Origin of the sequence: Peribacillus sp. B2I2 (genome assembly GCF_041261685.1) — a bacterium.
Taxonomy (GTDB): domain Bacteria; phylum Bacillota; class Bacilli; order Bacillales; family DSM-1321; genus Peribacillus.
The window spans coordinates 3,299,210-3,322,614 of the sequence record NZ_JBGCCB010000001.1 but is presented as its reverse complement, the minus strand read 5'-3'; the positions used below and the strand labels follow the sequence as shown (position 1 = coordinate 3,322,614).

The 23,405-nt window shown below is 37.0% G+C and carries 19 protein-coding genes; 13 read left to right on the top strand and 6 right to left on the bottom strand.

What is annotated here, in order from left to right; genetic code table 11:
• Nucleotides 1–358: 358 nt before the first annotated feature.
• Nucleotides 359–562, bottom strand: a complete 204-nt coding sequence (locus ABIE66_RS16355; RefSeq protein WP_370015515.1) for a hypothetical protein — start codon at nucleotides 560–562, stop codon at nucleotides 359–361.
• Nucleotides 563–884: 322 nt separating this feature from the next.
• On the opposite strand from ABIE66_RS16355, the gene ABIE66_RS16350 reads away from it, so the two are divergent.
• From ABIE66_RS16350 to lacD, 11 genes are all read left to right on the top strand, one after another.
• Nucleotides 885–1,877: an MBL fold metallo-hydrolase gene (locus tag ABIE66_RS16350; protein ID WP_370015513.1), complete on the top strand. Its 993-nt coding sequence runs from the start codon at nucleotides 885–887 to the stop codon at nucleotides 1,875–1,877.
• Nucleotides 1,878–2,325: 448 nt separating this feature from the next.
• Complete coding sequence (locus ABIE66_RS16345; protein ID WP_370015511.1) at nucleotides 2,326–3,057, top strand: GntR family transcriptional regulator; 732 nt, start codon at nucleotides 2,326–2,328, stop codon at nucleotides 3,055–3,057.
• A gap of 401 nt (nucleotides 3,058–3,458) precedes the next feature.
• Nucleotides 3,459–4,508: a LacI family DNA-binding transcriptional regulator gene (locus ABIE66_RS16340; RefSeq protein WP_370015509.1), complete on the top strand. Its 1,050-nt coding sequence runs from the start codon at nucleotides 3,459–3,461 to the stop codon at nucleotides 4,506–4,508.
• Between the two features lie 85 nt (nucleotides 4,509–4,593).
• Nucleotides 4,594–5,871: a Gfo/Idh/MocA family protein gene (locus ABIE66_RS16335; protein WP_370015507.1), complete on the top strand. Its 1,278-nt coding sequence runs from the start codon at nucleotides 4,594–4,596 to the stop codon at nucleotides 5,869–5,871.
• A 295-nt stretch (nucleotides 5,872–6,166) separates the two neighbouring features.
• Nucleotides 6,167–7,411 (top strand): ABC transporter substrate-binding protein, encoded by a 1,245-nt coding sequence (locus tag ABIE66_RS16330; protein WP_370015506.1) that lies wholly within the window; start codon nucleotides 6,167–6,169, stop codon nucleotides 7,409–7,411.
• A 120-nt stretch (nucleotides 7,412–7,531) separates the two neighbouring features.
• Nucleotides 7,532–8,416 carry a carbohydrate ABC transporter permease gene (locus ABIE66_RS16325; protein ID WP_370017064.1) on the top strand — a complete coding sequence of 295 codons (885 nt, stop codon included), beginning with the start codon at nucleotides 7,532–7,534 and terminating at the stop codon, nucleotides 8,414–8,416.
• Between the two features lie 83 nt (nucleotides 8,417–8,499).
• The gene (locus tag ABIE66_RS16320) at nucleotides 8,500–9,264 is read left to right on the top strand and encodes a carbohydrate ABC transporter permease (protein WP_370017063.1); all 765 of its coding nucleotides are present in this window, start codon (nucleotides 8,500–8,502) and stop codon (nucleotides 9,262–9,264) included.
• Between the two features lie 367 nt (nucleotides 9,265–9,631).
• Nucleotides 9,632–10,537: an ROK family protein gene (locus ABIE66_RS16315; RefSeq protein ID WP_370015504.1), complete on the top strand. Its 906-nt coding sequence runs from the start codon at nucleotides 9,632–9,634 to the stop codon at nucleotides 10,535–10,537.
• A 19-nt stretch (nucleotides 10,538–10,556) separates the two neighbouring features.
• Entirely contained in the window at nucleotides 10,557–11,723 is a 1,167-nt protein-coding gene (locus ABIE66_RS16310) for an SIS domain-containing protein (protein WP_370015503.1), read from the top strand.
• 370 nt (nucleotides 11,724–12,093) lie between these two features.
• The gene (lacC, locus tag ABIE66_RS16305) at nucleotides 12,094–13,029 is read left to right on the top strand and encodes a tagatose-6-phosphate kinase (protein ID WP_370015502.1); all 936 of its coding nucleotides are present in this window, start codon (nucleotides 12,094–12,096) and stop codon (nucleotides 13,027–13,029) included.
• Between the two features lie 13 nt (nucleotides 13,030–13,042).
• Entirely contained in the window at nucleotides 13,043–14,029 is a 987-nt protein-coding gene (lacD, locus tag ABIE66_RS16300) for a tagatose-bisphosphate aldolase (RefSeq protein ID WP_370015500.1), read from the top strand.
• Between the two features lie 971 nt (nucleotides 14,030–15,000).
• On the opposite strand, the gene ABIE66_RS16295 is transcribed toward lacD, so the two are convergent.
• A complete protein-coding gene (locus ABIE66_RS16295; protein WP_370015499.1) occupies nucleotides 15,001–15,171 on the bottom strand; it encodes a hypothetical protein in 171 nt (56 codons plus the stop codon).
• A 397-nt stretch (nucleotides 15,172–15,568) separates the two neighbouring features.
• Nucleotides 15,569–16,387 carry a histidinol-phosphatase gene (locus tag ABIE66_RS16290; RefSeq protein WP_370017062.1) on the bottom strand — a complete coding sequence of 273 codons (819 nt, stop codon included), beginning with the start codon at nucleotides 16,385–16,387 and terminating at the stop codon, nucleotides 15,569–15,571.
• A 520-nt stretch (nucleotides 16,388–16,907) separates the two neighbouring features.
• Here ABIE66_RS16290 and ABIE66_RS16285 point away from each other — a divergent pair.
• Nucleotides 16,908–17,543: an FMN-dependent NADH-azoreductase gene (locus ABIE66_RS16285; RefSeq protein ID WP_370015498.1), complete on the top strand. Its 636-nt coding sequence runs from the start codon at nucleotides 16,908–16,910 to the stop codon at nucleotides 17,541–17,543.
• A gap of 269 nt (nucleotides 17,544–17,812) precedes the next feature.
• Here the strand turns inward: ABIE66_RS16285 and ABIE66_RS16280 are convergent.
• Nucleotides 17,813–19,173, bottom strand: a protein-coding gene (locus tag ABIE66_RS16280; protein WP_370015497.1) for an IS3 family transposase whose coding sequence is annotated in 2 segments (ribosomal slippage) — nucleotides 17,813–18,717 and nucleotides 18,717–19,173 — 1,362 coding nt in all. Because the reading frame shifts where the segments join, the coding sequence is not laid out codon by codon here.
• A gap of 232 nt (nucleotides 19,174–19,405) precedes the next feature.
• On the opposite strand from ABIE66_RS16280, the gene ABIE66_RS16275 reads away from it, so the two are divergent.
• The gene (locus tag ABIE66_RS16275; RefSeq protein ID WP_370015495.1) at nucleotides 19,406–20,638 is read left to right on the top strand and encodes an NAD(P)/FAD-dependent oxidoreductase; all 1,233 of its coding nucleotides are present in this window, start codon (nucleotides 19,406–19,408) and stop codon (nucleotides 20,636–20,638) included.
• A gap of 434 nt (nucleotides 20,639–21,072) precedes the next feature.
• Here the strand turns inward: ABIE66_RS16275 and ABIE66_RS16270 are convergent, their stop codons facing one another.
• Both ABIE66_RS16270 and accD read right to left on the bottom strand, forming a co-directional pair.
• A complete protein-coding gene (locus ABIE66_RS16270) occupies nucleotides 21,073–22,035 on the bottom strand; it encodes an acetyl-CoA carboxylase carboxyltransferase subunit alpha (RefSeq protein WP_370015494.1) in 963 nt (320 codons plus the stop codon).
• Nucleotides 22,032–22,859 (bottom strand): acetyl-CoA carboxylase, carboxyltransferase subunit beta, encoded by an 828-nt coding sequence (gene accD, locus ABIE66_RS16265; protein WP_370015493.1) that lies wholly within the window; start codon nucleotides 22,857–22,859, stop codon nucleotides 22,032–22,034. Before accD ends, ABIE66_RS16270 begins: the two co-directional genes overlap by 4 nt.
• Nucleotides 22,860–23,405: the final 546 nt, after the last annotated feature.

Below are 23,405 nucleotides of genomic sequence, written 5' to 3'. Positions count from 1 at the left end.
TGATTTATATCATTGAAAGATTGGGATTTTTAATAGAGAACATCCTTAACGTGTAAATTCGCGTTTTCTGGCGGTCCTCCAAGAAGGAACTGCCAATCTTTTTTTAGATAATAATGTTTATAAAATCTAACCTACCATTTAAAAATAGAACAGGATTGTGTCGATGAAAAGTTTTCTCGTCTCGTGAGCTAGGTGAAAGTCAGGAAATAAGAGTTACAAGACTAATACAAAAGGGCCCCCAATAGCTTCAGGAGTGGCCCTTTTGAAAATGTCACTTGGTAGAATGATCTGATTTCCATTGGTGAGAAATGACTTTATCTTGTCTTCCAGTTTAATTATGTATCACTTTTTTTGATTTCTAATATGGCTGTTCTTCTTTCGATTGTAGAAAAGCATCAACTGATTCATCTAATAACTTTTCCCGATTTGGATCTTCATTGACATCTGTATCCACTTCCATTTCTTGGTTAAGTATATCGAATGTATCCTTTTCTTTATTTAAACGACTAACCTGGTTTTTATGTTGGGCTGTGTTAGGGTTACTATTTTTTTGATTAGGCATATAAACTCCTTCTTTAACAGTATTTTTATTTAGTATGAACAATTGAACCAAAATAAAATCAATATTATTTTCAGCTTCTTTAACGAACAGAGACCTGTAATTAATCATTCTTCTAGTTCTGAATGATAGGTTAAAAGAGCATACATGTTTTAAATCCAAAATCACTATGGATTATATTGACTGAATATTAAGAATGTTGTAGCATTTAGTTTGCAGAGTTCAGTAATAAAACATTGTTTTTTATTGAAAACAAATAGTTAGAAGGAGGTCTGGGATTGATTTTCCATGAGTAAAGTCAAATAATCTAATAGGAGGATTTGCTATGAAGAAAAGAATAAGGAATACCTCTATCAGTTTTTTGTTGGTAGTTTCAATAATTCTACCATTATCAATATTACTTCCTTCTATTGGCCGGTCAGCTGGAGAGCAAACGGATTTTAAAGTAACTCTATTAGGAACAGGTTCTCCTATTTTAAGTACAGCTCGCTCCGGTCCTGCAACCCTTGTCGAAGTTGGTAATGAAAAACTACTCTTTGATGCAGGACGTGGAACCGCTTTACAATTATATAAAGCGAATATGTTACCAGGAAGTGTTGACAAGTTATTCCTTACTCATTTGCATTCGGATCATACGGTTGGCATCCCAGACGTATGGCTTACTGGCTCTTTGCCAACAGGAGGGAAAAGAGCGCAAGCATTTAACATTTGGGGACCTAAGGGAACAGAGAAAATGATGTTACATATGAATAAAGCATTTAAAGCCGATTTGGATGCAAGGGATTCCTCTGGGAATGGAAACGATGAAGGAGCAAGTATCGTTACAAATGATATCAAGGAAGGTGTTGTGTATAAACAAAAGGGAATTGAGGTGATAGCCTTCAAGGTTGACCATAAATCAATTGAACCTGCTTTCGGTTATCGGGTTAATTACAAAGGACATTCAGTAGTCATCTCAGGTGACACCCGTTATAATGAAAATCTCATTCAATATGCTAAAGGTGCTGACGTAGTCATTCATGAGGTTGCAGCCGCAAGACCTGATAATGAATCAGAAGCAATATCCAATATACTTGATCTTCATACCACACCTGAGGAAGCAGGTAAAGTCTTTAGCCAAATACAGCCAAAGCTCGCTGTGTACTCACATATTGTATTATTGGGTGGGTTAACAGAAGAAAATGCTGATTTGCCCGGAAGAACAAAAGAAACATATGAAGGAACAGTTGTAGTAGGCGAGGATTTATTGTCCATTGAAATAGGAGACAAGGTACAAGTATTACACCCGGGAAAAGAGGCGAACTTAGGGGGGAAATAGAAGACCGGCTTCATCTATTTAATGAAAGAGAGGGCTTACTTCAAAGGGAGGTTGCTGATGCAACCTTTTTTATTATGTTACTAAAGGGGCAGGCAGTTAAAAAAGGGCCAATAGGCATTTCATTTTATTTAATTTCAAGATGGGAAACTAATTTTATCTTTTGTAATCGTTCCTAAACGAATTGAAATCAAGAGAGAAATTGTAGAAAGAACAGCAATCATAGCAACAATGCCAATAACCCAAGATAACAATAAAATGTACTACTTGCTATTCCTATAAAACTTCACCAAAACTAATAGGAAAATAAATATAATGAGGCTGCAATCTGCTAACCCAACTACTAACAATAATTCCTAAGCCAACTGTACTTGTTGGGTTGACACTATAAGTGTCGATGATATAATTTGTTATAGAAATGTTAGTATGGATGGAAGGTAGGCTTATTATAATGAAACCACTGCAGCACGAAAGTGTAATTCCACTTTATCACCAATTAATGGAGAGGCTGAGGGGTTCTATTGAAAAGGGGAATTGGACGCATGGTGACAAAATCCCATCTGAAAATCAATTAATGGACCAATTCGGTGTGAGCCGGAACACAGCAAAAAAGGCAATTGAGGAGCTAGTACAGGAAGGCATCCTTTACCGAATTCAAGGAAAAGGTACCTTCGTGGCAAAACCAAAATTGCAACAGTCATTGATGGGGTTTTACAGCTTTAGCAAAGTATTAAAAGAAAAAGGAATGAACCCTAAAGATATCATTCTAAAAATAGAGGAAGTTAAATCAACGGCAAAAATCCGGGAAGCGCTGCTGCTTGGAGAAGATGAGAATGTCATTGAAATGAAACGCCTTCGTTGTGCCAACGATGAGCCGTATATTTTGGAATCATCTTTCATCCCGAAAAACGTGGTTTCAGATACGGAGCAACTTAAAAAAGTTGGCGAAATTTCATTATATGATTTATTTTCACAACAATTTAATATCGTAGTAACCAGGGCAAAAGAGGCATTTGAACCCGTCCTCATTCGTGCTGAAGAAAGTGAGTACCTTCAAACAGAAGAAGGCCGTCCGGCACTGTTGCTTGAACGGACAGCCTATGATATCAATGGAATGCCTGTTGAATTTTGTATATCCATTGTACGAGGCGATCGCTGCCGCTTTTACACGGAACTAACATAAAGTTTGCACTCATAGCATTGTGTCTATGAGTTTTTTATATTCAACTTAGACCAAAAACCCACTAACATGAAAGAAAAGAGATACTAGAACATTATAATATAAAGGAATCGAATTTTTTTTATTAATTTAAGTTGTTGGGTTGACAGGTTAATGGAAGGGGTATATATTTATATTAGTCATAATTTTCTGTCAACTATAAGCTGAAGTCGATAAAAATAGTTTTTTGGAACCTTTTTTTAATCCATCTTGTACCTACAACCATTAACCATTAAGGGGAACGAAATAAAACTACTCTTAAAAACATTACAAACATTCAAAAAGTTTTTCTTATAAAGGATAAAAATTTTTTGTTATCCTTTATAAGAAAGCGCTTAAGTACATAATTAAGAGGTGTTTTATTAGTGATAAGATTAAAGGATATTGCAGAACGTGTAGGTGTTTCTATTTCTACTGTTTCGAGAGTCATTCAAAATGATCAGACACGAAATGTTAACCAGGAAACAAAAGCAAAAATTTGGGAGGCTGTTAAGGAGTTAGGGTATATACCAAATCAGCATGCACGAAATTTAGTTGCTAACAAGCAAGGGAAGAATAACATAAGAACAATGAAAATTGGATGGGTAGCCAATCCAAAACAAGCGGAAATTAACCCTTACTTTGCAAATATTTATACAGGTATTCGTGATGTGTTAACAGATCATGATTACAACTTGATTAGTATTACCAGGGATGAACTTGAAAACGAGACGCTACTTCTAAAGACTATACATGATTCGGGGATTGAAGGACTGCTTCTTATCGATAAGATTAATGACAGCATTATCGAATATATTCAACAAAATATACCGCTAGTAGGATTGGACTTTTTTTATACAGATAAAAATATAGCAATCGTAGACTACGACCGCGAGGAATCTATTAAAATGGTGGTTCAGTATTTAGTTAAGCAAGGTCACCAGGATATAGGTTTTATTGGTGGAGGTGTTAATGAAACTTTTGAAAATTTGTATGCTGAACATCGTTATAAAGGTTTTCAACATGCCATGGATGAAGCCGGGTTAGCCATCCAATCTGAATGGGTAATGAATACACAGTGGAAAATGGAAAATAGCTATGAGAAAATGAAAAGTTTGATTAAAAGAGATCCATTGCATTTACCAACAGCAATGGTTTGTGCGAGTGACTTGATGGCCATCCCTGCTATGAGAGCTGTCAGAGAAAATAACCTTAGAATTCCAGAGGATATCGCTTTCTTTGGGGTTGATAATATTGAAATGGGTAAATATTCGTCTCCACAGCTTTCGACGGTAGAAATACCTAAATATGAAATGGGAAGAATTGCAGCTAAAACTATTATGGAAATGGTAGAAGGGAAGATTAAACTTCCGATAAAAATCATATTGCCATTTGAATTAGTCCTTCGGGAATCATCTAACATAAAACGAACCTAAGCGGTTCTTTTTTTGAAATTTGTTGGAAAACGTTTGGAATAAATCAGGAAAACGATCGGGAAAATGGAAGATAGGAGAGTATACCATGAAACAAATGACAGCAATAATTATCGGGGCAGGTGACAGAGGGGTAAGAGCTTATGCGCCTTATGCCTTAGATTATCCTAATGAATTAAAGATCACAGGTGTGGCTGAGCCGAATAAAGAAAGAAGAACTAAATTTCAACAAGAACATAATGTTTCCAATGAAAATTGTTATGAGTCGTGGGAAGATGTATTCAATCTAGGAAGAAAGATTGCAGATATAGCTATTATATGTACACTTGATCGCAATCACTTTAAACCGACCATGAAAGCATTGGAACTGGGTTATCATGTTCTGTTGGAAAAGCCTATGTCCCCAGATCCAATCGAATGCATAGCGATGGAACAAGCAGCCCAAAAGTATAATAGACATCTTACAATATGCCATGTATTGAGGTATACAGAATTTTGGGCAACGATTAAAAAGGTTATTTCCTCAGGGGAAATTGGAGAGGTAGTATCGCTGCAATTAAATGAAAATGTAGAAGTGATGCATATGTCGCATAGCTTTGTACGTGGAAATTGGAATAATAAAGAAAGAACAAGTCCAATGATTCTGCAAAAATCATGTCATGATATGGATATTATTTCTTTTGTGATAGACAAGGAGTGTAAGCGTATTAGTTCATATGGTTCGCTTATGCACTTTAAGGAAGATAATGCACCAATTGGAGCGCCGAAGAGATGTTTAGATGGCTGTCCTGTTGAACATGAATGTCCATTTCATGCGGGTAGGTATTATCTTGGTGAAGGAAAAGGATGGGCAAGGAAATTTACGGAAGACTTTACAAATGAAGGGATAATAAAAGCGTTAAATGAAACTCCATTTGGAAAATGCGTATATCGCTCAGATAATAATGTGGTGGATCATCAAGTTGTAAATATGGAATTTGAGGGTGGAGCAACAGCGACGTTTAGTATGTGCGGATTCACAAAGGAGCAAACACGTATTGTTCAAATAATGGGAACCAAAGGAGAAATACGTGGAAATATGGAGGAAAATAGTATTTCAATCTTTAATTTTCTCAGCAAGCATGAAACGGTAATAAAATTTGACAATCCCATTGGTGGACATGGTGGAGGAGATAACAGCATCATTAGAACTTTCTTGAGAGAAATTCAAAATGGAAATAAACTAGATAGCGTTTCTTCCGCACTTGCTTCAGTAAGAAGTCACCTAATGGCATTTGCTGCTGAAGAGTCAAGGTTAAAACAGGGTCAATCCATTAATATTGACGATTATTATAATAGTTTAAAAGAAAAACCAAGCGGTAAGTAGTTTCCCTATATTAAGAGAAAAGTACCATCTCCCATTTTCTTTGGAGTGTAAATTCAATATAAAGAAAGTTTGTTCACATTCTGGTTTTATTTCCCGAGACTATTTTATTTAGTGGAGGTGGTAAGCCCTATACAATTCAGCATTCGTACTTATTTCGCAGTTATGCAGTAGTAAAAGTTTTAATGGTTGAAATAAATGTAAGGGCTATCATGGGGATATTTGTCACAAAACCATTCGTGTTCTAGGAGTATTTTGTTAGAAATCTACTAAATTTTATTTGAAAGAAGGTAACATGATGAAAAAATGGCTAATAATGCTTTTAACTGCAATTTTAGGATTAATTGGATTAGCCGGATGTAGTAATGATGACACTGCATCAGGGGACGGAAAAGTTGAAATTACTTATGGATTTTGGGATAAGAAGCAAGTCACTGCCATAGATGAAGTTATCAAATTATTTAACGAAAAATATCCGAACATTAAAGTGAAAACGGAGATTACTCCTTATGGCCAGTATTTTCAAAAACTTGAAACTGCTGCAACTGGAGCGGCGTTGCCAGATGTTATGTGGATGAATGGTGCCCATGTTGAGAAATATGCAGAAGGAAAGGTAATCCTCCCACTTACTGACCTTGCAAAAAAAGAAAACTATGGCTTAGATAATTATCCGAAATCTTTAATTGATCTTTATACTGTTAAAGGAGAAATATTCGGTATTCCAAAAGACTTTGATACAACGGGCTTATGGTATAACAAAAAAATCTTTGATGAAGCAGGTGTGCCATATCCAGATGATACTTGGGATTGGAATAAGTTAAAGGAAGTCGCTAAAAAACTGACAGATAAAGACAAAGGTATTTGGGGCTATGCTGCATTAATGGGCAACCAAGGTGGCTATTATGATTTTATCTGGCAAAATGGCGGTTATATTATTTCTGACGATGGTAAGTCCGTAGGTTTTGATCAACCGGAGGCCATTGATGCACTTAAGTATAATATTAGTTTCATTAAGGATGGATTATCTCCAACACAAGCTCAAATGACAGAAACAGCCGCTTCTGAATTATTCTCTTCAGGAAAAGTAGCGATGATGTTTGATGGCCCTTGGATGGTACAAGAGTATAAGAATAATCCTGATATAAATGTTGCTGTAGTACCAAAAGGAAAACAGCGCGCGGTTGCTATTCATGGGCTAGCCAATGTTATTGCGGCTAACACAAAGCATAAAGATGCTTCATGGAAGTTCGTCCAGTTCCTTGGCTCTAAAGAAGCAGCAGATATATTTGCGAAAACAGGGACGGTTATTCCAGCCTATAATGATACACAAGATGCTTGGATACAAGCCGTTCCAAATATAAATCTTCAAGCCTTTATTGATGGTGTCGATTATTCCGTTCCACTGCCAAGTGTGATAAGAACAGGAGAAATTTGGCAGTACGAAACGGACGTTCTTAAAAAGGTTTGGAGCGAAGAAGAAAGTGTAGAAGACGCTGTAAAAGAGTTAACAGAAAAGGCAAATGAGGCGCTATCTAAGAAATAGAAAAAATGAAGAAGAGAAGATCATTCTTCTCTTCTTTCCTTAAAAGGAGTGAATACAGTGAAGGAGCACCCTCTACAGGTTGAAGTGAAAACGAATACAAAACTTAAGGTTTCTAACTTAATGAAGACAAGGAAAAGTTCAGACTTCTTTTGGGCTTATCTCATGATTGCTCCTACCATGTTAGGTTTGTTCATTTTTTACCTGTGGCCTATCTTTCAGACCTTTTACTTTAGTTTCACCGAGTGGGGAGCATTTGGTCATTATGAGTGGACGGGGTTAGATAACTATAAACGGATGCTCGAGGATACTAACCTTTTGAAATCGTTTAAGAATACGGGGATTTATATTATTATCACTGTCCCAATTGGAATTATCTTCTCTATTCTAATAGCGGTACTCCTAAACCAAAAAATTAAAGGGACATCCGTTTATCGCACATTATATTTCTTACCCGTAATTACTATGCCTGCTGCCATCGCAATGGTTTGGAAATGGCTTTATAATTCTGATTACGGATTGTTAAACTATCTTTTGTCTTTATTTGGGATCAAGGGCCCACAGTGGGTAAGTGATCCGAAAATTGCCTTATATTCGATTATTGTGGTAGCAATCTGGAGTGGAATTGGTTATAACATGGTTATTTTCCTTTCCGGACTACAAGGAATTCCAAAGTCCTATTATGAAGCAGCGGAAATGGATGGAGCAGGTCCAATCAGTGTGTTCTTTAAAATTACACTGCCACTGCTCTCTCCTGTTATTTTCTTTGTAAGCATCACTTCTCTAATTGGAGCTTTTCAAGTGTTCGATTTAATATTCATGATGATTGGAAAAAGTAGTACAGCCTTGGAAAGCACACAATCGGTTGTTTACTTATTCTATCAGCACGCTTTCGTTTTAAACGATAAGGGATATGCAGCAGCAATTGCTGTTCTACTATTAATAGTAATCCTGATTATTACTGCAATTCAAATGGTTTTACAGAAAAAATGGGTTCATTATGACTAAAGGAGGGAGAACCATTGGAAAGAACGAGACAGTTTGTAACAAGTAAGACATTCCTTATCCATTTCGTACTTATTGTTGGATCTATGGCCATGGTCATGCCTTTTTTATGGATGATCTTAACCTCATTAAAAACTTATGCTGAGTCTATTCATGTTCCACCTGTTATAATTCCGAAGGATTTCCAATGGGGGAACTATATAGAGGTTTTTGGACTTCTGCCTTTTTTCAAATTTATGTTTAATACCTTTATAATTACGGTCATCCGGACAGCAGGGCAACTATTTTTGTGTTCGTTAGCCGCCTATGCATTCGCTCGAATTGAATTTCCAGGCAGGAATATTCTGTTTATGTTAGCTTTATCGGTATTAATGGTACCAGGGCAAGTGTTTTTACTCCCGCAATATATGATTATGGTGGAACTTGGCTGGTTAAACACATTACAGGCGGTAATAGTACCAGGTCTGTTTAGTGCATTCGGTACGTTCCTGCTAAGGCAATTCTTTATGGGGCTTCCAAAAGAACTAGAAGAGGCAGCCAGACTAGATGGCTGTAACCATTTCCAAATTTACTGGAAAATAATGCTTCCCCTCGCTAAGCCGGGTTTGATTGCTTTGGGTATTTTCACTACTCTTTGGAGCTGGAATGAATTGATGTGGCCAATGATTGTAAATAGTTCTCCTGAAGCCATGACACTTTCTGTCGGATTGTCATCGCTCCAAGGTCAATATTTAACAAACTATCCTATACTTATGGCAGGCTCCTTTTTAGCAATACTGCCAATGCTGATTTTATTTATCTTCTTGCAAAAACAATTTATTGAAGGAATTGCAGTAACCGGCGGAAAATAAACAAAAAAATATACAGGATTCAATATGGTACTTACATCTAAAATTAATTCTAGGACATCAATACTTGTTGGGTTGACCCAACAAGTATTGATGATGTAAAATAAATAAGTATAGATTGTAAGTATGGTTTTTGGAAGGCAGGCATATTTTAGACACTTTTATACTGAATTTACATTTTAAAAACTCATAGTATTTTGGCTATGAGTTTTTATTAAAAGTAAACTTGTACCAACAACCCAACTATATAAAGAGGATATAAAAAGTCTGAAGGAATTGACTATTTGTGGAAGTGGGGAAAAGTTTATGAAGTGTTCGGAATCGCTTGTTCAAAAAGTAGACGATGGATAGGAATAAGAGGTGCAAGAAAATGAAAAAGGCAATCGGCATTGACATTGGAGGGACAAAAATTGCAGCGGGTATCATTACGGAATCGGGAGAATTGCTAAAGCGCGTGGATGTAAAAAGTGATCCTTTAGATCGGGAAAATATGTTTGCCAGAGTATTAGAAGCAGTGGAACAAGTTCTTGAAAAATCATCTTTTTCCCTAGCTGACATAGAGGGCATCGGTGTGGGTGTACCAGGTAAAGTTGATTGTGAAAATGGCATAGCTATTTTTCAAAATAATTTACCTTGGAAACAGTTCCCCATCACTGCCCGTTTACGGGAGCAATTCGGACTCGAACAGATTTGTATTGACAATGATGTCTATATGGCGGCATTTGCCGAGTGGAAGACAGCTCAGGTAAAGCGGAACGAGACATTTGTATATGTGACTATTAGTACCGGAATCTCCTGTTCCATCATTCAAAATGGTTCATTTTTCAGGGGGGCCGGATTCGCCGGGGAACTTGGGTTGATACCGATACTTTCGAAGGCAGACCATAAGGGAATTAAGCGATTGGAAAAAGTGGCTGCTGGACCTGCCATCGAAAAGTTGGCGGAAAAGGCTTTGAAAGTTGAAAAAATTTCCACTAAAGAAGTCTTTGCAGGCTATGCAAATGGGACTTGTGGATATCTACCCATCATTGAAGAAGTGACTGACAACTTAGCTCAAGGACTTTATACGATTTCCTGTTTAATGGATCCACATAAAATGGTTTTCGGAGGCAGTGTCATCGTAAACAACCCTTTTCTGCTTAAGTTAATGAAAGAAAAGCTAAAAAGCTACCAGCTACCTGAACAACAACATATTTTAGGCCAAATGAGCATCAGCACATTGAAGCAAGATAATGGCGTCGTTGGTGCAGGATTAAGAGTATTCGAGAGATTATAAAAAAGGAGAAGTGTTGGAGATGTTTTCACTTGATAAAGAAAAATTAGAATCGTTAGGTGCATCGATTACAACAGAGGAAATCAAGCAGCAACCTGTTTTATGGGATGAAACCTATTTATTGTATACAAAGAAACACGTAGAGATTCAAGCGTTTTTACAAAAACTGGCTGAACAACATGAACGAATTCGTGTCATTTTTACAGGTGCCGGTACTTCTGCCTATGTCGGTGATACTGTCACACCTTATTTAAAAGGAAAAGTGGATGAAAAAAAATGGGAATTGCTGAGTGTTCCGACTACCAATTTGGTGTCAAACCCCTATGAATTTTTAAATGTAAATTTCCCAACCTTGTTGGTTTCATTTGCTCGAAGCGGCAATAGCCCCGAAAGTGTGGCTGCCATAGAATTAGCTGAACAAATCGTAACGAACTTCTACCAGTTAACGATTACTTGTGCAAATGATGGCGAGTTAGCGAAAAGGGCAAAAGGTGATGAACACAATCTTTTATTATTGATGCCTGAAAGAGCCAATGATCAAGGATTTGCCATGACCGGAAGTTACTCTTGCATGACACTAACAACATTACTCGTTTTTGATCCGCTGCCATTGGATGAAAAAGGGTCAATTGTCCAAACGATTCGCCAAATGGGTGAAGGTGTTATTCGTAGAGAAGAGGATATCCAAAAAATCATCAATCGTGATTTTGACCGGATCATTTATTTGGGCTCAGGAAGTTTAGAAGGCTTAGCGAGAGAATCGCAGTTAAAAATATTAGAGCTAACAGCGGGAAAAATTGTTACCGCATTTGATTCGCCATTAGGATTCCGACACGGGCCTAAATCATTTGTCAATGAAAAAACGTTGGTTTTTGTTTTTGTTTCCAATCATCCTTATACACGTCAATATGATTTGGATATGTTAAATGAATTGCAGCGGGATAACATTGCCAACTACATTTGTGCGATTGAAGTCGATGGCAAAACCAGGTTTGTTGGGAACACGTTTTTATTCGGCAGAGATGCTCAATCCGTACCGGATGTTTACCTGGCATTACCTTTTGTCATGATTGGGCAAACAGTCTCACTACTAGCTTCCGTAAAAGTCGGTAATACACCGGATACACCTTCACCGACAGGAACGGTAAATCGTGTAGTTAAAGGCGTAACCGTATACGAATATGAGTAAATAGAATGTACTTGAACGCTTAAGTAGTTTTATAGAATAAGGGGAAAGAAGCATGTCAACATTTATTTTTGCAGATAAGTTTTTTCTTGAGGAAAAGGTGGTAGGTCCTGGTTTTCTGGAAATTAAAGATTGAGTATTCGATATTTATTAAGAAAATAGACCCGGTGGATCAGCAATGAGGTATTGCCACTGCGGCAGAAACCATTTATAAAGCATGTACTGCACTTGCTAAGAGTGTTCAGTTCGATAATGAATGTGGGAAAATTGCTGACTTTATTGTGTTTAATCCTGAGCTTGATTTGATCGTGACTTACATGAATGGTGTTTGTCGTTATCAAATCTAAACAACAACCAGAAAGAGTGATTAACGATGATTTTAGCTGTAACAATGAACCCATCGGTCGATATTTCTTATCCGGTTGATCGATTCAAGTTTGACGATGTCAACCGGGTAGAAACGGTAAGAAAAACGGCTGGTGGAAAAGGCTTGAATGTTGCCCGAGTGATCGCACAGATGGAAGAAGAGGTCTTGTCGACAGGTGTGTTAGGCGGAACGATTGGTGATTACATTGTTCAGGAATTAAATAAAAGTAATATTACCAATGACTTTTTGAGAATCGAAAATGAATCAAGAAATTGTATCGCCATTATTCATGAGGGTATGCAAACAGAGATTTTAGAATCTGGACCGACGTTATCCAAAGAAGAAGGGACAGCTTTTTTAGAAAAATTCGAATGCCTGCTTACAACCGCTTCACTTGTTACGATTTCAGGAAGTTTACCGAAAGGGTTACCAACTCACTATTACCGTAAAATGGTTGAAATCAGTCGTAATAAGGGAAAGCCCGTGATAGTTGATTCGTCAGGGGAATCGTTAAAACAAGTCTTGTTACATGAGAAAAAACCATTAGCCATCAAGCCGAATACTGCGGAATTGTCTCAACTGTTGGGCTTCAATGCTGAAGTTGGAATCATCGATTTGAAACAAATGTTAAACCATGAGATTTTTAAGGGTATTGAGTGGATTGTCGTGTCTATGGGTGATAAAGGTGCCTTTGTCAGGCATGGGGACGATTATTATCAGGTTACGATTCCAAAAATAGATGTGGTCAATCCTGTAGGGTCCGGAGATGCGACCGTTGCTGGGTTAGCTGTGGCACTGAACCGAAATCAAACGGTGGAGTCTGTACTGAAAACGGCTATGACCACAGGAATGTTAAATACCATGGAAGCCGTAACCGGTTTTATTAATATAAACAAATTTAAACAGTACTTTGATTTCGTAAAAGTTGAAAAAATAGATTGATAGGAGAATGAAAATGTTAGATCTTACTAAAAATAAATTAGAAGCTCTTAAACGTTTATCGGATGAAAATGGCGTGATTGGAGCATTAGCCATTGATCAACGTGGCTCATTGAAAAAAATGATTGCGGCTGGCGATGCAAGTCAAGTGGGAGATGAAGGTATCATCCGTTTCAAAGAATTGGTTTCTGAGGAATTAACACCGCTTGCAACCGCAATTCTATTGGACCCAGAATATGGTTTGCCGGCAGCAAAGGTCCGCGACAAGAACGCAGGTTTATTAGTGGCCTATGAAAAAACCGGTTACGATGCGTCAGAAGTGGGCCGGTTGCCTGATTTATTACCGGAATGTTCAGTAAAACGTTTAAAGGAAGCCGGCGCTGATGCTATCAAATTCTTACTTTATTATGATGTAGATGAAGAAGAGAAAATCAATAACTATAAACATGTCTATATGGAACGTGTTGGATCCGAGTGTGCGGCTGAAGATATTCCATTTTTCTTGGAAATAGTCTCTTATGATGCTGGAAATAATGATGTGAAAAGTAAAGAGTACGCAAAAGTGAAACCGAATAAAGTGATCAGGGCCATGAAGGAGTTCTCCAAACCTCAATATCAAGTTGATGTGTTGAAAGTTGAAGTTCCGGTAGATATGAACTTTGTGGAAGGTTATGCGGCAGGCGAAATTGTTTACAGTAAAGAAGAAGCTGCCTTTATTTTCAAGGAACAGAGTGAAGCAACAGAACTGCCGTTTATCTTCTTAAGTGCAGGGGTGAGTGCAAAACTATTCCAAGCAACGTTGAAATTTGCCAAAGAATCCGGTTCTTCCTTTAACGGTGTGTTATGTGGCCGGGCAACCTGGAAAGATGGTGTGGCGTCATTTGCTATAAATGGAGAACAAGCAGGACGTGCCTGGTTACAAGATACAGGTAAAAGAAATATTGAAGAACTGAATGTAGTATTGAAAGAGACAGCCAGTTCCTGGTTCGAGAAAGTAAAATAATAATTCAATTTAAGCTCTGTGTCTTTTAATGAAGACAGGAATTAGAGGGTAAAAAAGTGATTCATCAACTGGTTTAACAATTAATGAATCAGGCGGTTGTCACTCAGTTAATTGAGAGGTAAAATTCAATGCCCTCAATCAAATCCTATCGTCCTGCATGTAGTTTTACGAAGGGGAAGCTGCCGGGGTAGGTGATGCTTACCGCGAAATCCCTGAGTTACTGGAGGAAATGAAATGATTGAAAATGCGTGTGCTCAGGGATTATAGAAGATAATTTTAATGGAAAAGAAATTTATTCAAGCAAAATTGTGAACTGTCTGGCCGCTATTCCTTCATAGTTAATAAGTTTTTTTATGAAAAACCTCAACAGAATCCGGCGTCTGCAACCTAGTATTTCTATGAGTTCATTGGCTGCCTTTTCTTTATTTGGTATGGAAGCGCTTTCGAATGCGAGAGAATATAATGCTGAGTGTTTAGTCGATTCTATAACAGGGAGTATTTAGGCAATTTTAGACTTTGTCTTTCGGGAATACTAGGGCAGCCTTCATACGAGCAGCATTGAAGATGCTTGATCTATCTCCAGGTAAAGTTGTCACGATTCATGATTCATCACTAGGTTTTCGTAATGGTCCTATCTATTGTCACTTATGATATTATAGTGGCCAATTCCTTAAAGGGCTAGCGTTAGGAAAATGCGGATTTACAACGTTAAGGAAATCCAAATAAAGAAATTAACAATGATATTAAACTGCATTTTTATATACTCATTAATAATATAAAGTTAATTAACATTTAGGTACACCAGATTTATTCCAGAAAAGGGCGCTTGAATTTAATAAATGGAAAGCACATATTAACGTGACAATATGTGCTCTTCTATATTTTATAGGTATTTATAATGTAGGTCTTGATATCTAATCCTCTAATACCATTCAATATGTTCTGAAGGTATATTGAATAGGAAGTTTGAATTAAAACGGATACCCATTTAATCCTGTACCAAAAAGATCGAATTCAGGATTTTTTGACTGAGTTATGGGAGGGGCTTCGGATCGCCCTATAGAAGAGTTAATTACAGCCTCACCTTCAACTGACTCTACAGAGGTTTCGTCATTCTCTTTACGCAATGGGTTATCAATCATACCCAGATCAACTCCTTTTTATAAGATTAACGAATGGTAAGTTATTAATTCCCTATATATTATAATTTTATGCTAAAAAATATCGGCGATGACTCGAATTCGTTGAAATGAACGGGTAAGAAATTGTAAGCAAAAGTGCTAAAATTTTTATTACAGAATGCATAATGATTATTTTATGTTGATAAAAAAGATTGGTACCGATTCATTGATCAGATGAGGGGTGTAATGAAATTAATTCCAGGCAGGATTCATTATCGATTCCTGTCCACGAATTATTTTTTGTTCTTCGACAATCTTAGTAGCAAAAGGATTGAAAAACATCAATCCATCCCTCCGATACACATTGTGACAGGACGCTCTAGTGATCGGCCCAGTTCTAATCCTATTGACGGGAAAGTTAAAGTGGAGTGAGAATCCTTTGCTTATTAACAAAGTAAGCCCACTCAGAAAAGCCAATCTCCTTTAGTCTTTTTTGGACTAATTCAAATTCATCACCAATACGTTCAGGTGTATGGGAATCTGATCCAAATGTTACCTTCACATTATAGAAAAGTGCTCGTTCTAAAATGTCATCCGCTGGATACCATCCACCACACTCTTTTGTTTTACCAGAAGTATTGATCTCAATGGCGATATCTTCTTGACTAATGATTTTCAACGTTTTTTCAATACTGTCTGTTTCAATGGATGAAAAGGCTGGATAAAACCCCTTCATTGCATCAATATGGCCTAAGATTTGAAACACTCCGCTTTTTGCTGATTTCTGTATTAATTCATAGTATTCATCCTTGATTCTTGACTGTTCTTTTGAGGTCAAACCATTCCAACGCCCTTTTTTAAAAATGCTAATGTCTTGAACATAATGAACAGATCCAATTATGTAGTCAAAAGGGTGTAAAAGATATTGATCACGGTAGACTTCAATGTGATCAGGGAAGAAATCACTTTCCATTCCTAATAACACGTGAATTTTACCTTCATATTTCTCTTTTAAACGATGTACTTCCTCAATATAAGGGACAAGTTCACTTTTTGCCATTGCAATAGTTGGGTAGAGATGGTCGTCCTCACTATAAAAATATGGAGAATGATCTGAAATCCCAATATAATGCAACTCGTATTCGATGGCTTGCTTTACATAATCCTCAATTGTGCCGATAGCATGCCCACAGCGATGATGGTGAGTGTGCAGATCAAATTTTATTGAATTCGTCATTTCCTTAGGCCTCCTAAAACCAACCATATTGTCTTGTTTTATCATATCCAAAATTCAAACTCTTTCTCACAAATTGTAAGAAGATTTATACCTTCCTTAAATCTGCCGTTTTATGGACGGGGAATGGATTTACTTTAGCTGGTGATACCCCTTTTTTTAAAGGAAATAATTTTATACACAACACTTATCATTGAAAACAACTTTATACCTGCCAGAAAATTTCTTAGTCGGGGGATTTTAATATGTTTGTCGGTTACACAACATCCATTGTGAGTTGTTCCTAGTAGAAACAAGAGGCAGAATCGAATTGGTCAACACGAAAAAATATGATTGGAGATTGGTTTAGTTTCCAGGAACTAAAATTATTTGGTCTTAAACGAACCGGCTAGAAGAAGGTTATTCTGTTTAAGGGCGCATTGTACAAGGAATTGGTCATTTTTAGTTCGAGGTTTGTATAAATGTAGGATTTCTTAGACAAACTAGAATGTTCAAATATGTAAAAAGAAAGGAAAGATACAAAATGACAAAGGTATTGTACATCACAGCTCATCCCCATGATGACAAACAATCTTACAGTATGGCCGTTGGAAAAGCATTTATTGACACTTATAAAGAAGTTAATCCTAGCCATGAGATTGTGAATATTGACCTTTATAAAGAAAATATTCCTGAGATCGATGTAGACGTTTTCAGTGGTTGGGGGAAACTTCAATCTGGAAAGGGCTTTGAAGAACTTTCGTCGGAAGAGAAAGCAAAAGTCAGTCGTCTCTCAGAGTTATGTGAGCAATTTATAGCTGCCGATAAATATATATTTGTAACACCTTTATGGAATTTTTCATTCCCTCCAGTATTGAAAGCATATATTGATTCCGTTTGTGTAGCAGGAAAATCATTTAAATACACCGAACAAGGCCCAGTTGGTCTTTTAACTGATAAGAAAGCCTTACATATTCAAGCTCGTGGTGGTATTTATTCCGAAGGACCTGCAGCTGAAATGGAAATGGGTCACCGATATCTAAATATCATTATGCAATTCTTCGGAGTGCCCTCCTTTGAAGGTATATTCGTTGAAGGACATGCTGCAATGCCTGATAAAGCACAAGAAATTAAAGAAAATTCCATTGCACGATCAAAAGATTTAGCATCTACTTTTTAAAAAAAAGAGTCAACAACTTGTTGGCTCTTTTTTTTTGCATAATTAAAAGTAATATCTGGATTTATTTATTCTTACTTCATCAATCAGGGGCATTTCTCTAATAAATTCGTATCTCTTTTATTTAGTGGGTATTTATTATTGTTGCTTTAGTATTTTGGCTTGTTAAAATTTCGCCTGATAATTTAATTTCTTAATGTTCTATATGAAGAAGTAAAAAAGTCGATCCTAAACGTATGAACTGACCCCCTAAAGTTAGACAGGTTATATCGTTAGGCAGCCTGTTGGGCATGAGTTCGGTATTGTACCGGGCTCATGCCTTTTAATTTTGCCTTGATTCGTTTGTGATTATAGTATTCTATATATTTTGCTAGTTCTTGTTTAAAGTGTTCCACACTTTCAAATTCTTTTAGATAAAGAAGTTCCGATTTCATGATACCAAAGAAATTTTCCATAACAGCGTTATCGTAACAATTCCCTTTGCGAGACATACTTTGCGTAATGCCACGTTCCCTAAGGGCATCACGGAATTGTTTCATTTGATAATGCCAGCCTTGATCTGAATGAATAAGGAGAGTATCGTCGTCTGTTAAACGTTCAAAAGCTTGATCTAACATCGTTGAAATGAGTGAGTAGGTTGGTCTTGAACCGATTGTATACGTAATGATTTCTCCATTAAATAAGTCCAATATCGGCGATAAATATAGCTTTTCTCCAAATAATTTAAACTCTGTAATATCCGTAACCCATTTCTCATTTGGTTGTTCAGCTTTGAAATTGCGATCTAAAATATTTAGTGCAATCTTGCCCACAGTTCCTTTGTAAGAGCGATATTTTTTCATACGGACAAGACATTTTAGCCCTAGTTCTTTCATGATACGTTGCACCTTTTTGTGGTTTACTTTGTGTCCGCGATTTCTAAGTTCATCACGAATACGCCGGTAACCAAACCGACCTTCATGTTCATCGAAAACAGATTTAATCAATACTTTCAGTTCTGCATCTGGATCAGGACGACCGAAGTTTTTCACCCAATAGTAATACGTGCTACGCGGAATGTCAGCGAGCTGTATAAGTGCTTTCACCGAGAATGCATTCCTTAATTCATAGACTACTTGTGCTTTGTCTTGTTTGGTGATTTTTCCTTGTTTTGAACTAAGGCATTCAACTTTTTTAAATAGGCATTCTCCATACGTAAACGTTCATTCTCCGCCTGTAAAGCCTCTATTGATCCTTCATCGGGTACTTGAGAATTTGATGTCTTATTATTTTTATTTTTCATGGATGGACGCCCCTTTTTCTTTGATTGTAGGGCATCAAATCCATCTGTTTCATAAGCAACTTTCCATTTTCGAAGCGTTTCATAAGAAGGAATATTAAAAATCGCCGCTGTTTTCCTGATAGACGTCCCTTGTTCGTTCATATAATTAAGTACATCTAGTTTAAACTGTGCAGGGTAGGGTGTATAGCGTTTTTCAAAAGCATCATCACCAAAAAGTTCAAATTGTTTAATCCACTGATGGAGTAAACTCGGATGAACACCAATAGATTTAGCAATGGTTTGTCCTCCCTCATTACCATCTATATATTGTCTTACTGCCTGTATTTTTTCTTCTGAAGAAAATCTCGCCATAAAAAAACTGCACCTCCAATTGTTAGTTGTGTCTAACAATTGGGGTGCAGTTCACGTAGAGGAGATCGACTTTGGAATTCTCTGTACTTATTTCGTTTTATTTTCCATACTTTATGTATGAAGAATATTCTTATCAATTTTCCCCATTGCTTTAACTCTTAGGAGCATGAACTTTAGAACTCTGCAAATGGAAATGCAAGTTAATAATTGTACTTAGAAATGGAGTGATACGATGAATAAGATGTATGATGTCATCATTACCGGTGCTGGATGTGCCGGCTCTACCTTGGCAATTTATCTTGCTAAGGCTGGTTTCCATGTGTTGTTAGTGGACCGATCGACTTTTCCAAGGGACACATTATCAACCCATACCTTTTTCAATAATACTGTCGCTCTTCTTCGAGAAATAGGTGTCCTGGACAAGTTATTGGAAACAAAAGCACCACCGGTACGGGATATTAAATTTCAATTTGAGGATACCGTGATAGAAGGTCTCATCCCTGAGGTTTACGGAGAGGACAGTTGTTATTGCATTAGACGAACTTATCTCGATCATATCCTACTTGAACATGCCAAATCTCAAATGAATGTAACTGTTTTAGAAGGATTTCGTGTGACGGATGTCATCCGTGAAGACGAAACAGTAATAGGCGTGAAAGGTTTAGACAGCAACAACGAGAAACAAGAATTTTCAGCACGCCTGGTAGTCGGTGCAGACGGCCGATCCTCTATTATTCGCAAGCTGGTAAAAAGTGAACTCAAAATAAGTATTCCGGCAACAGTCGGCATCTATTTTGGGTATTTCTCTGGATTTTGCCATGATAATGTTCCTAAATTCGAAGTATACAAGTTAAAAGATAACACAGCCATTCTCTTTCCGACGAATGATGATTTATATGTTATTGTCGGCATTTTCCCATTAGGAAATAAGGAATTGATAGAACGGTTGAAATTAAATCCGGAAAGCGGTCTACGCAATCTCTTAACAGATAACTTTCCGAATACAACAATTGGGGCCCGCTTGAAAAATGCAAAACTAGAAGAACCGGTCAAAGGCATTCTAGGCTATGATAATTACTGGTATAAAGGGATGGGAAAAGGATGGGCGTTAGTTGGAGATGCAGTTTGTTTTAAAGATCCTGGCATGGCGCAGGGTATCCATGATGCTATATGTGGGGCACGTATATTATCCAATATTCTATTAAAATATAAGGGACAATCAGATCAATCAAATCAAATGTCTGAAGAATATCAAAAGGCAATGGAAGATGAGTTTATGGTTCGGTTTCACATGGGATGCCAAATTTCCAAGAATGAAAGCATATCTGAACAACAGGATGCTGTCAACAAGCTAATCAGTTCCCATCCAGAGGCCATAGAGAAGTTTTTAGGGATTTACAATTACGCAAATGAGCCCGTTGTTTTAGAAAAAGAACTAGTACGAATCATGCAGTCGTCAATCTAGCGATATTTCTAAAAAATAAAGTGATTCAAGTACAAAAATAATTCACTATAAAGATAGAGCGACAATATGCTGTTCATTTTAAGATAGGACTAATTCAAACAAATTATAAAGCAGTTCAATCTCATTTTGGAAAGCGTATCCTCTTGGTAAAGTTGCCCGGGTTACACAATACAGCTTAACCTATTGAGCCTGCATCAGTGGTGCTACCCCTAATATGGGGGATCAAGAGGCACGGTTAATAATCTTTATTTCAAAGCCACGGTTGGTACTTTTTTACCAGGTGCCATGGCACAAATAAGAGAAATAAAAAAAGTCATTTCCTTACGTACAGGAAACGGCTCTTTTTTGCTGAGATTTGCTTAGCATACAAAATACCGAAGTTTGGCGATTTTCAATTGAATTGAAATCCAACCTGAAAATACTCCGCGATTTAGTTAATTATCACGTTTAACCAGTATTTCGTCCATATACTCACCAATTTTGCGGAATTTATCATAACGTTGTTGGCGTAAAATGCCTTTATCTAAATGACCAAGTTCTTGCAATGCTTTTCGAAGAGTTTCTTGGATATAATGCGATTGAAGAGGGAGGTCAATATGTGCTCCTCCAACTGGTTCTTTTATGATTTCATCAATCACGCCTAGTTTCATCAAATCCTTAGCCGTAATTTTCAATACTTCAGCTGCGCGTTTTGCTTGTGTGGCATCCTTCCATAATAATGCTGCTGCTCCTTCAGGCGATATAACCGAATAAAATGTGTTTTCTAGCATGAAGATTCGATTGCCGATACCTAAAGCCAAAGCGCCACCACTCCCACCTTCACCAATAATAATACAGATTATGGGCACTCCAAAGCCAGCCATTTCACGAAGGTTGCGGGCAATAGCTTCAGATTGTCCACGTTCTTCTGCTTCACGACCCGGGAAGGCTCCAGACGTATTAATAAATGTTACGATAGGTCTATTGAACTTATTGGCTTGTTGCATAATTCTTAGAGCTTTTCTGTAGCCTTCAGGTTGCGACATGCCAAAACGACGATGGATATTGTCTTTTGTATTTTTCCCTTTTTGATTTCCTATTACAGTAATAGGCATTCCCTCGAAGGTAGCTATTCCTGAAACCATAGCAGGGTCATCCCCAAAAAGTCTGTCACCATGTAGTTCAAGAAAGTCTTCAAAAATATGATGGATGAAATCTAAAGTAGTAGGGCGTTGTTGAATTCTAGATAGTTTAATTTTATCCCAAACTTCCATATTTTCATAAAGATGATTTTTGGTTTCAATGGCTTTTTGCTCAAGATTATTTAATATTTCGGAAAGGTCAAGATTATGATTTGCTGACATCTCTTTCAGTTCGGCAATATGGTTTTCTAGTTTTTTTAATTCTTGAAAATTCATCGTTCAAGGCACTCCTTGAAGTTTAGATGATGGATTTTTAAAATGGTTGTTAATGAGTGTCTTAATGCACTTCTATTTACAACCATATCCAGTTGACCGTGTTCTAATAAAAATTCAGAGGTTTGGAAATTTTCCGGGAGTTCTTCTCTTATAGTCTGTTCAATTATTCGTCTACCTGCAAAGCCAATTAAAGCTTGTGGTTCGGCAATATTGATATCGCCTAATGAAGCGAAACTAGCAGAAACGCCCCCTGTTGTAGGATTCGTCAAAACGGATACGAAAAGAATTTTTTCATAGTTTAGTTTTTCTAAAGCACCACTTGTTTTCGCCATCTGCATAAGGCTAAGAATCCCTTCTTGCATCCGAGCTCCACCGCTTGCTGAAAATATTATTAATGGTTTTCGGGTTTTTAATGATTCTTCAATGGATCTTGTGATTTTTTCACCCACGGCTGAGCCCATGCTACCCATACGGAAGCGAGAATCCATGACACAAATGACAACCGGATAGCCGCCTATGGAAGCTTCCCCAGTAATGACCCCATCATATAATGAAGTCTTTTTCTTATCAGAAACTAATTTATCTTTATATTCAGGAAAGGATAACGGGTCAACGGAAGTTAAACATTTATTGAATTCCGAAAAAGAATTACTATCTGTAATCATTGAAATGCGGTCATAAGCTGTTACGGGGTAGTGATATTGGCACTTAGGACAAACATTCAAATTCATTTTCATAAGAGAGTGATTATACGTTTCCCCACACGATTTACAAGTAAAAGAGTCCGATTCGATATTTTCTCTCTTTATTGGATACACCTTCATCAATCCTCCTATAACAAGTTACGCTCCCATTTATGTAAAAAAAGGAGCGCGATATTTTTATAAAACTTTTTAAAATCATAGTAATTGTAGAGAATGAAACTTTATTGTCGGTCCTTCATTATGATTTTACTTTTCCTGTATAATACATTTACTGGGAGGAGAAAAAAGGTATGAATGAATCAGAAACACAGGGTTATATTGACGGGAATTACATAGGCTTGTACTTATAAAAGTATTAAAAACTTCTTTCTCTTTCTGAAAAGAGGATAGAGGTATCATATGCAATTACTAAAGTAATGGAATGGGTTAAGCAGTTCATTACAATTAAATGGACATATGTACCTAGGTGTAATGAGGGGGAAATCATATAATTGGAATAAACTCATATCGTGTGATTCACTATATATGCATCGTAGGGATTAAAATCCAAGGAATTATCACCGCACCAAAAATAATCGTACATTTTGCTCCAAAAGTGGGTAAAACTAAAATGATGATATGCAGTATGTCTAATTTTCAAGATAAAGTTGTCTTTATTACGCCTCC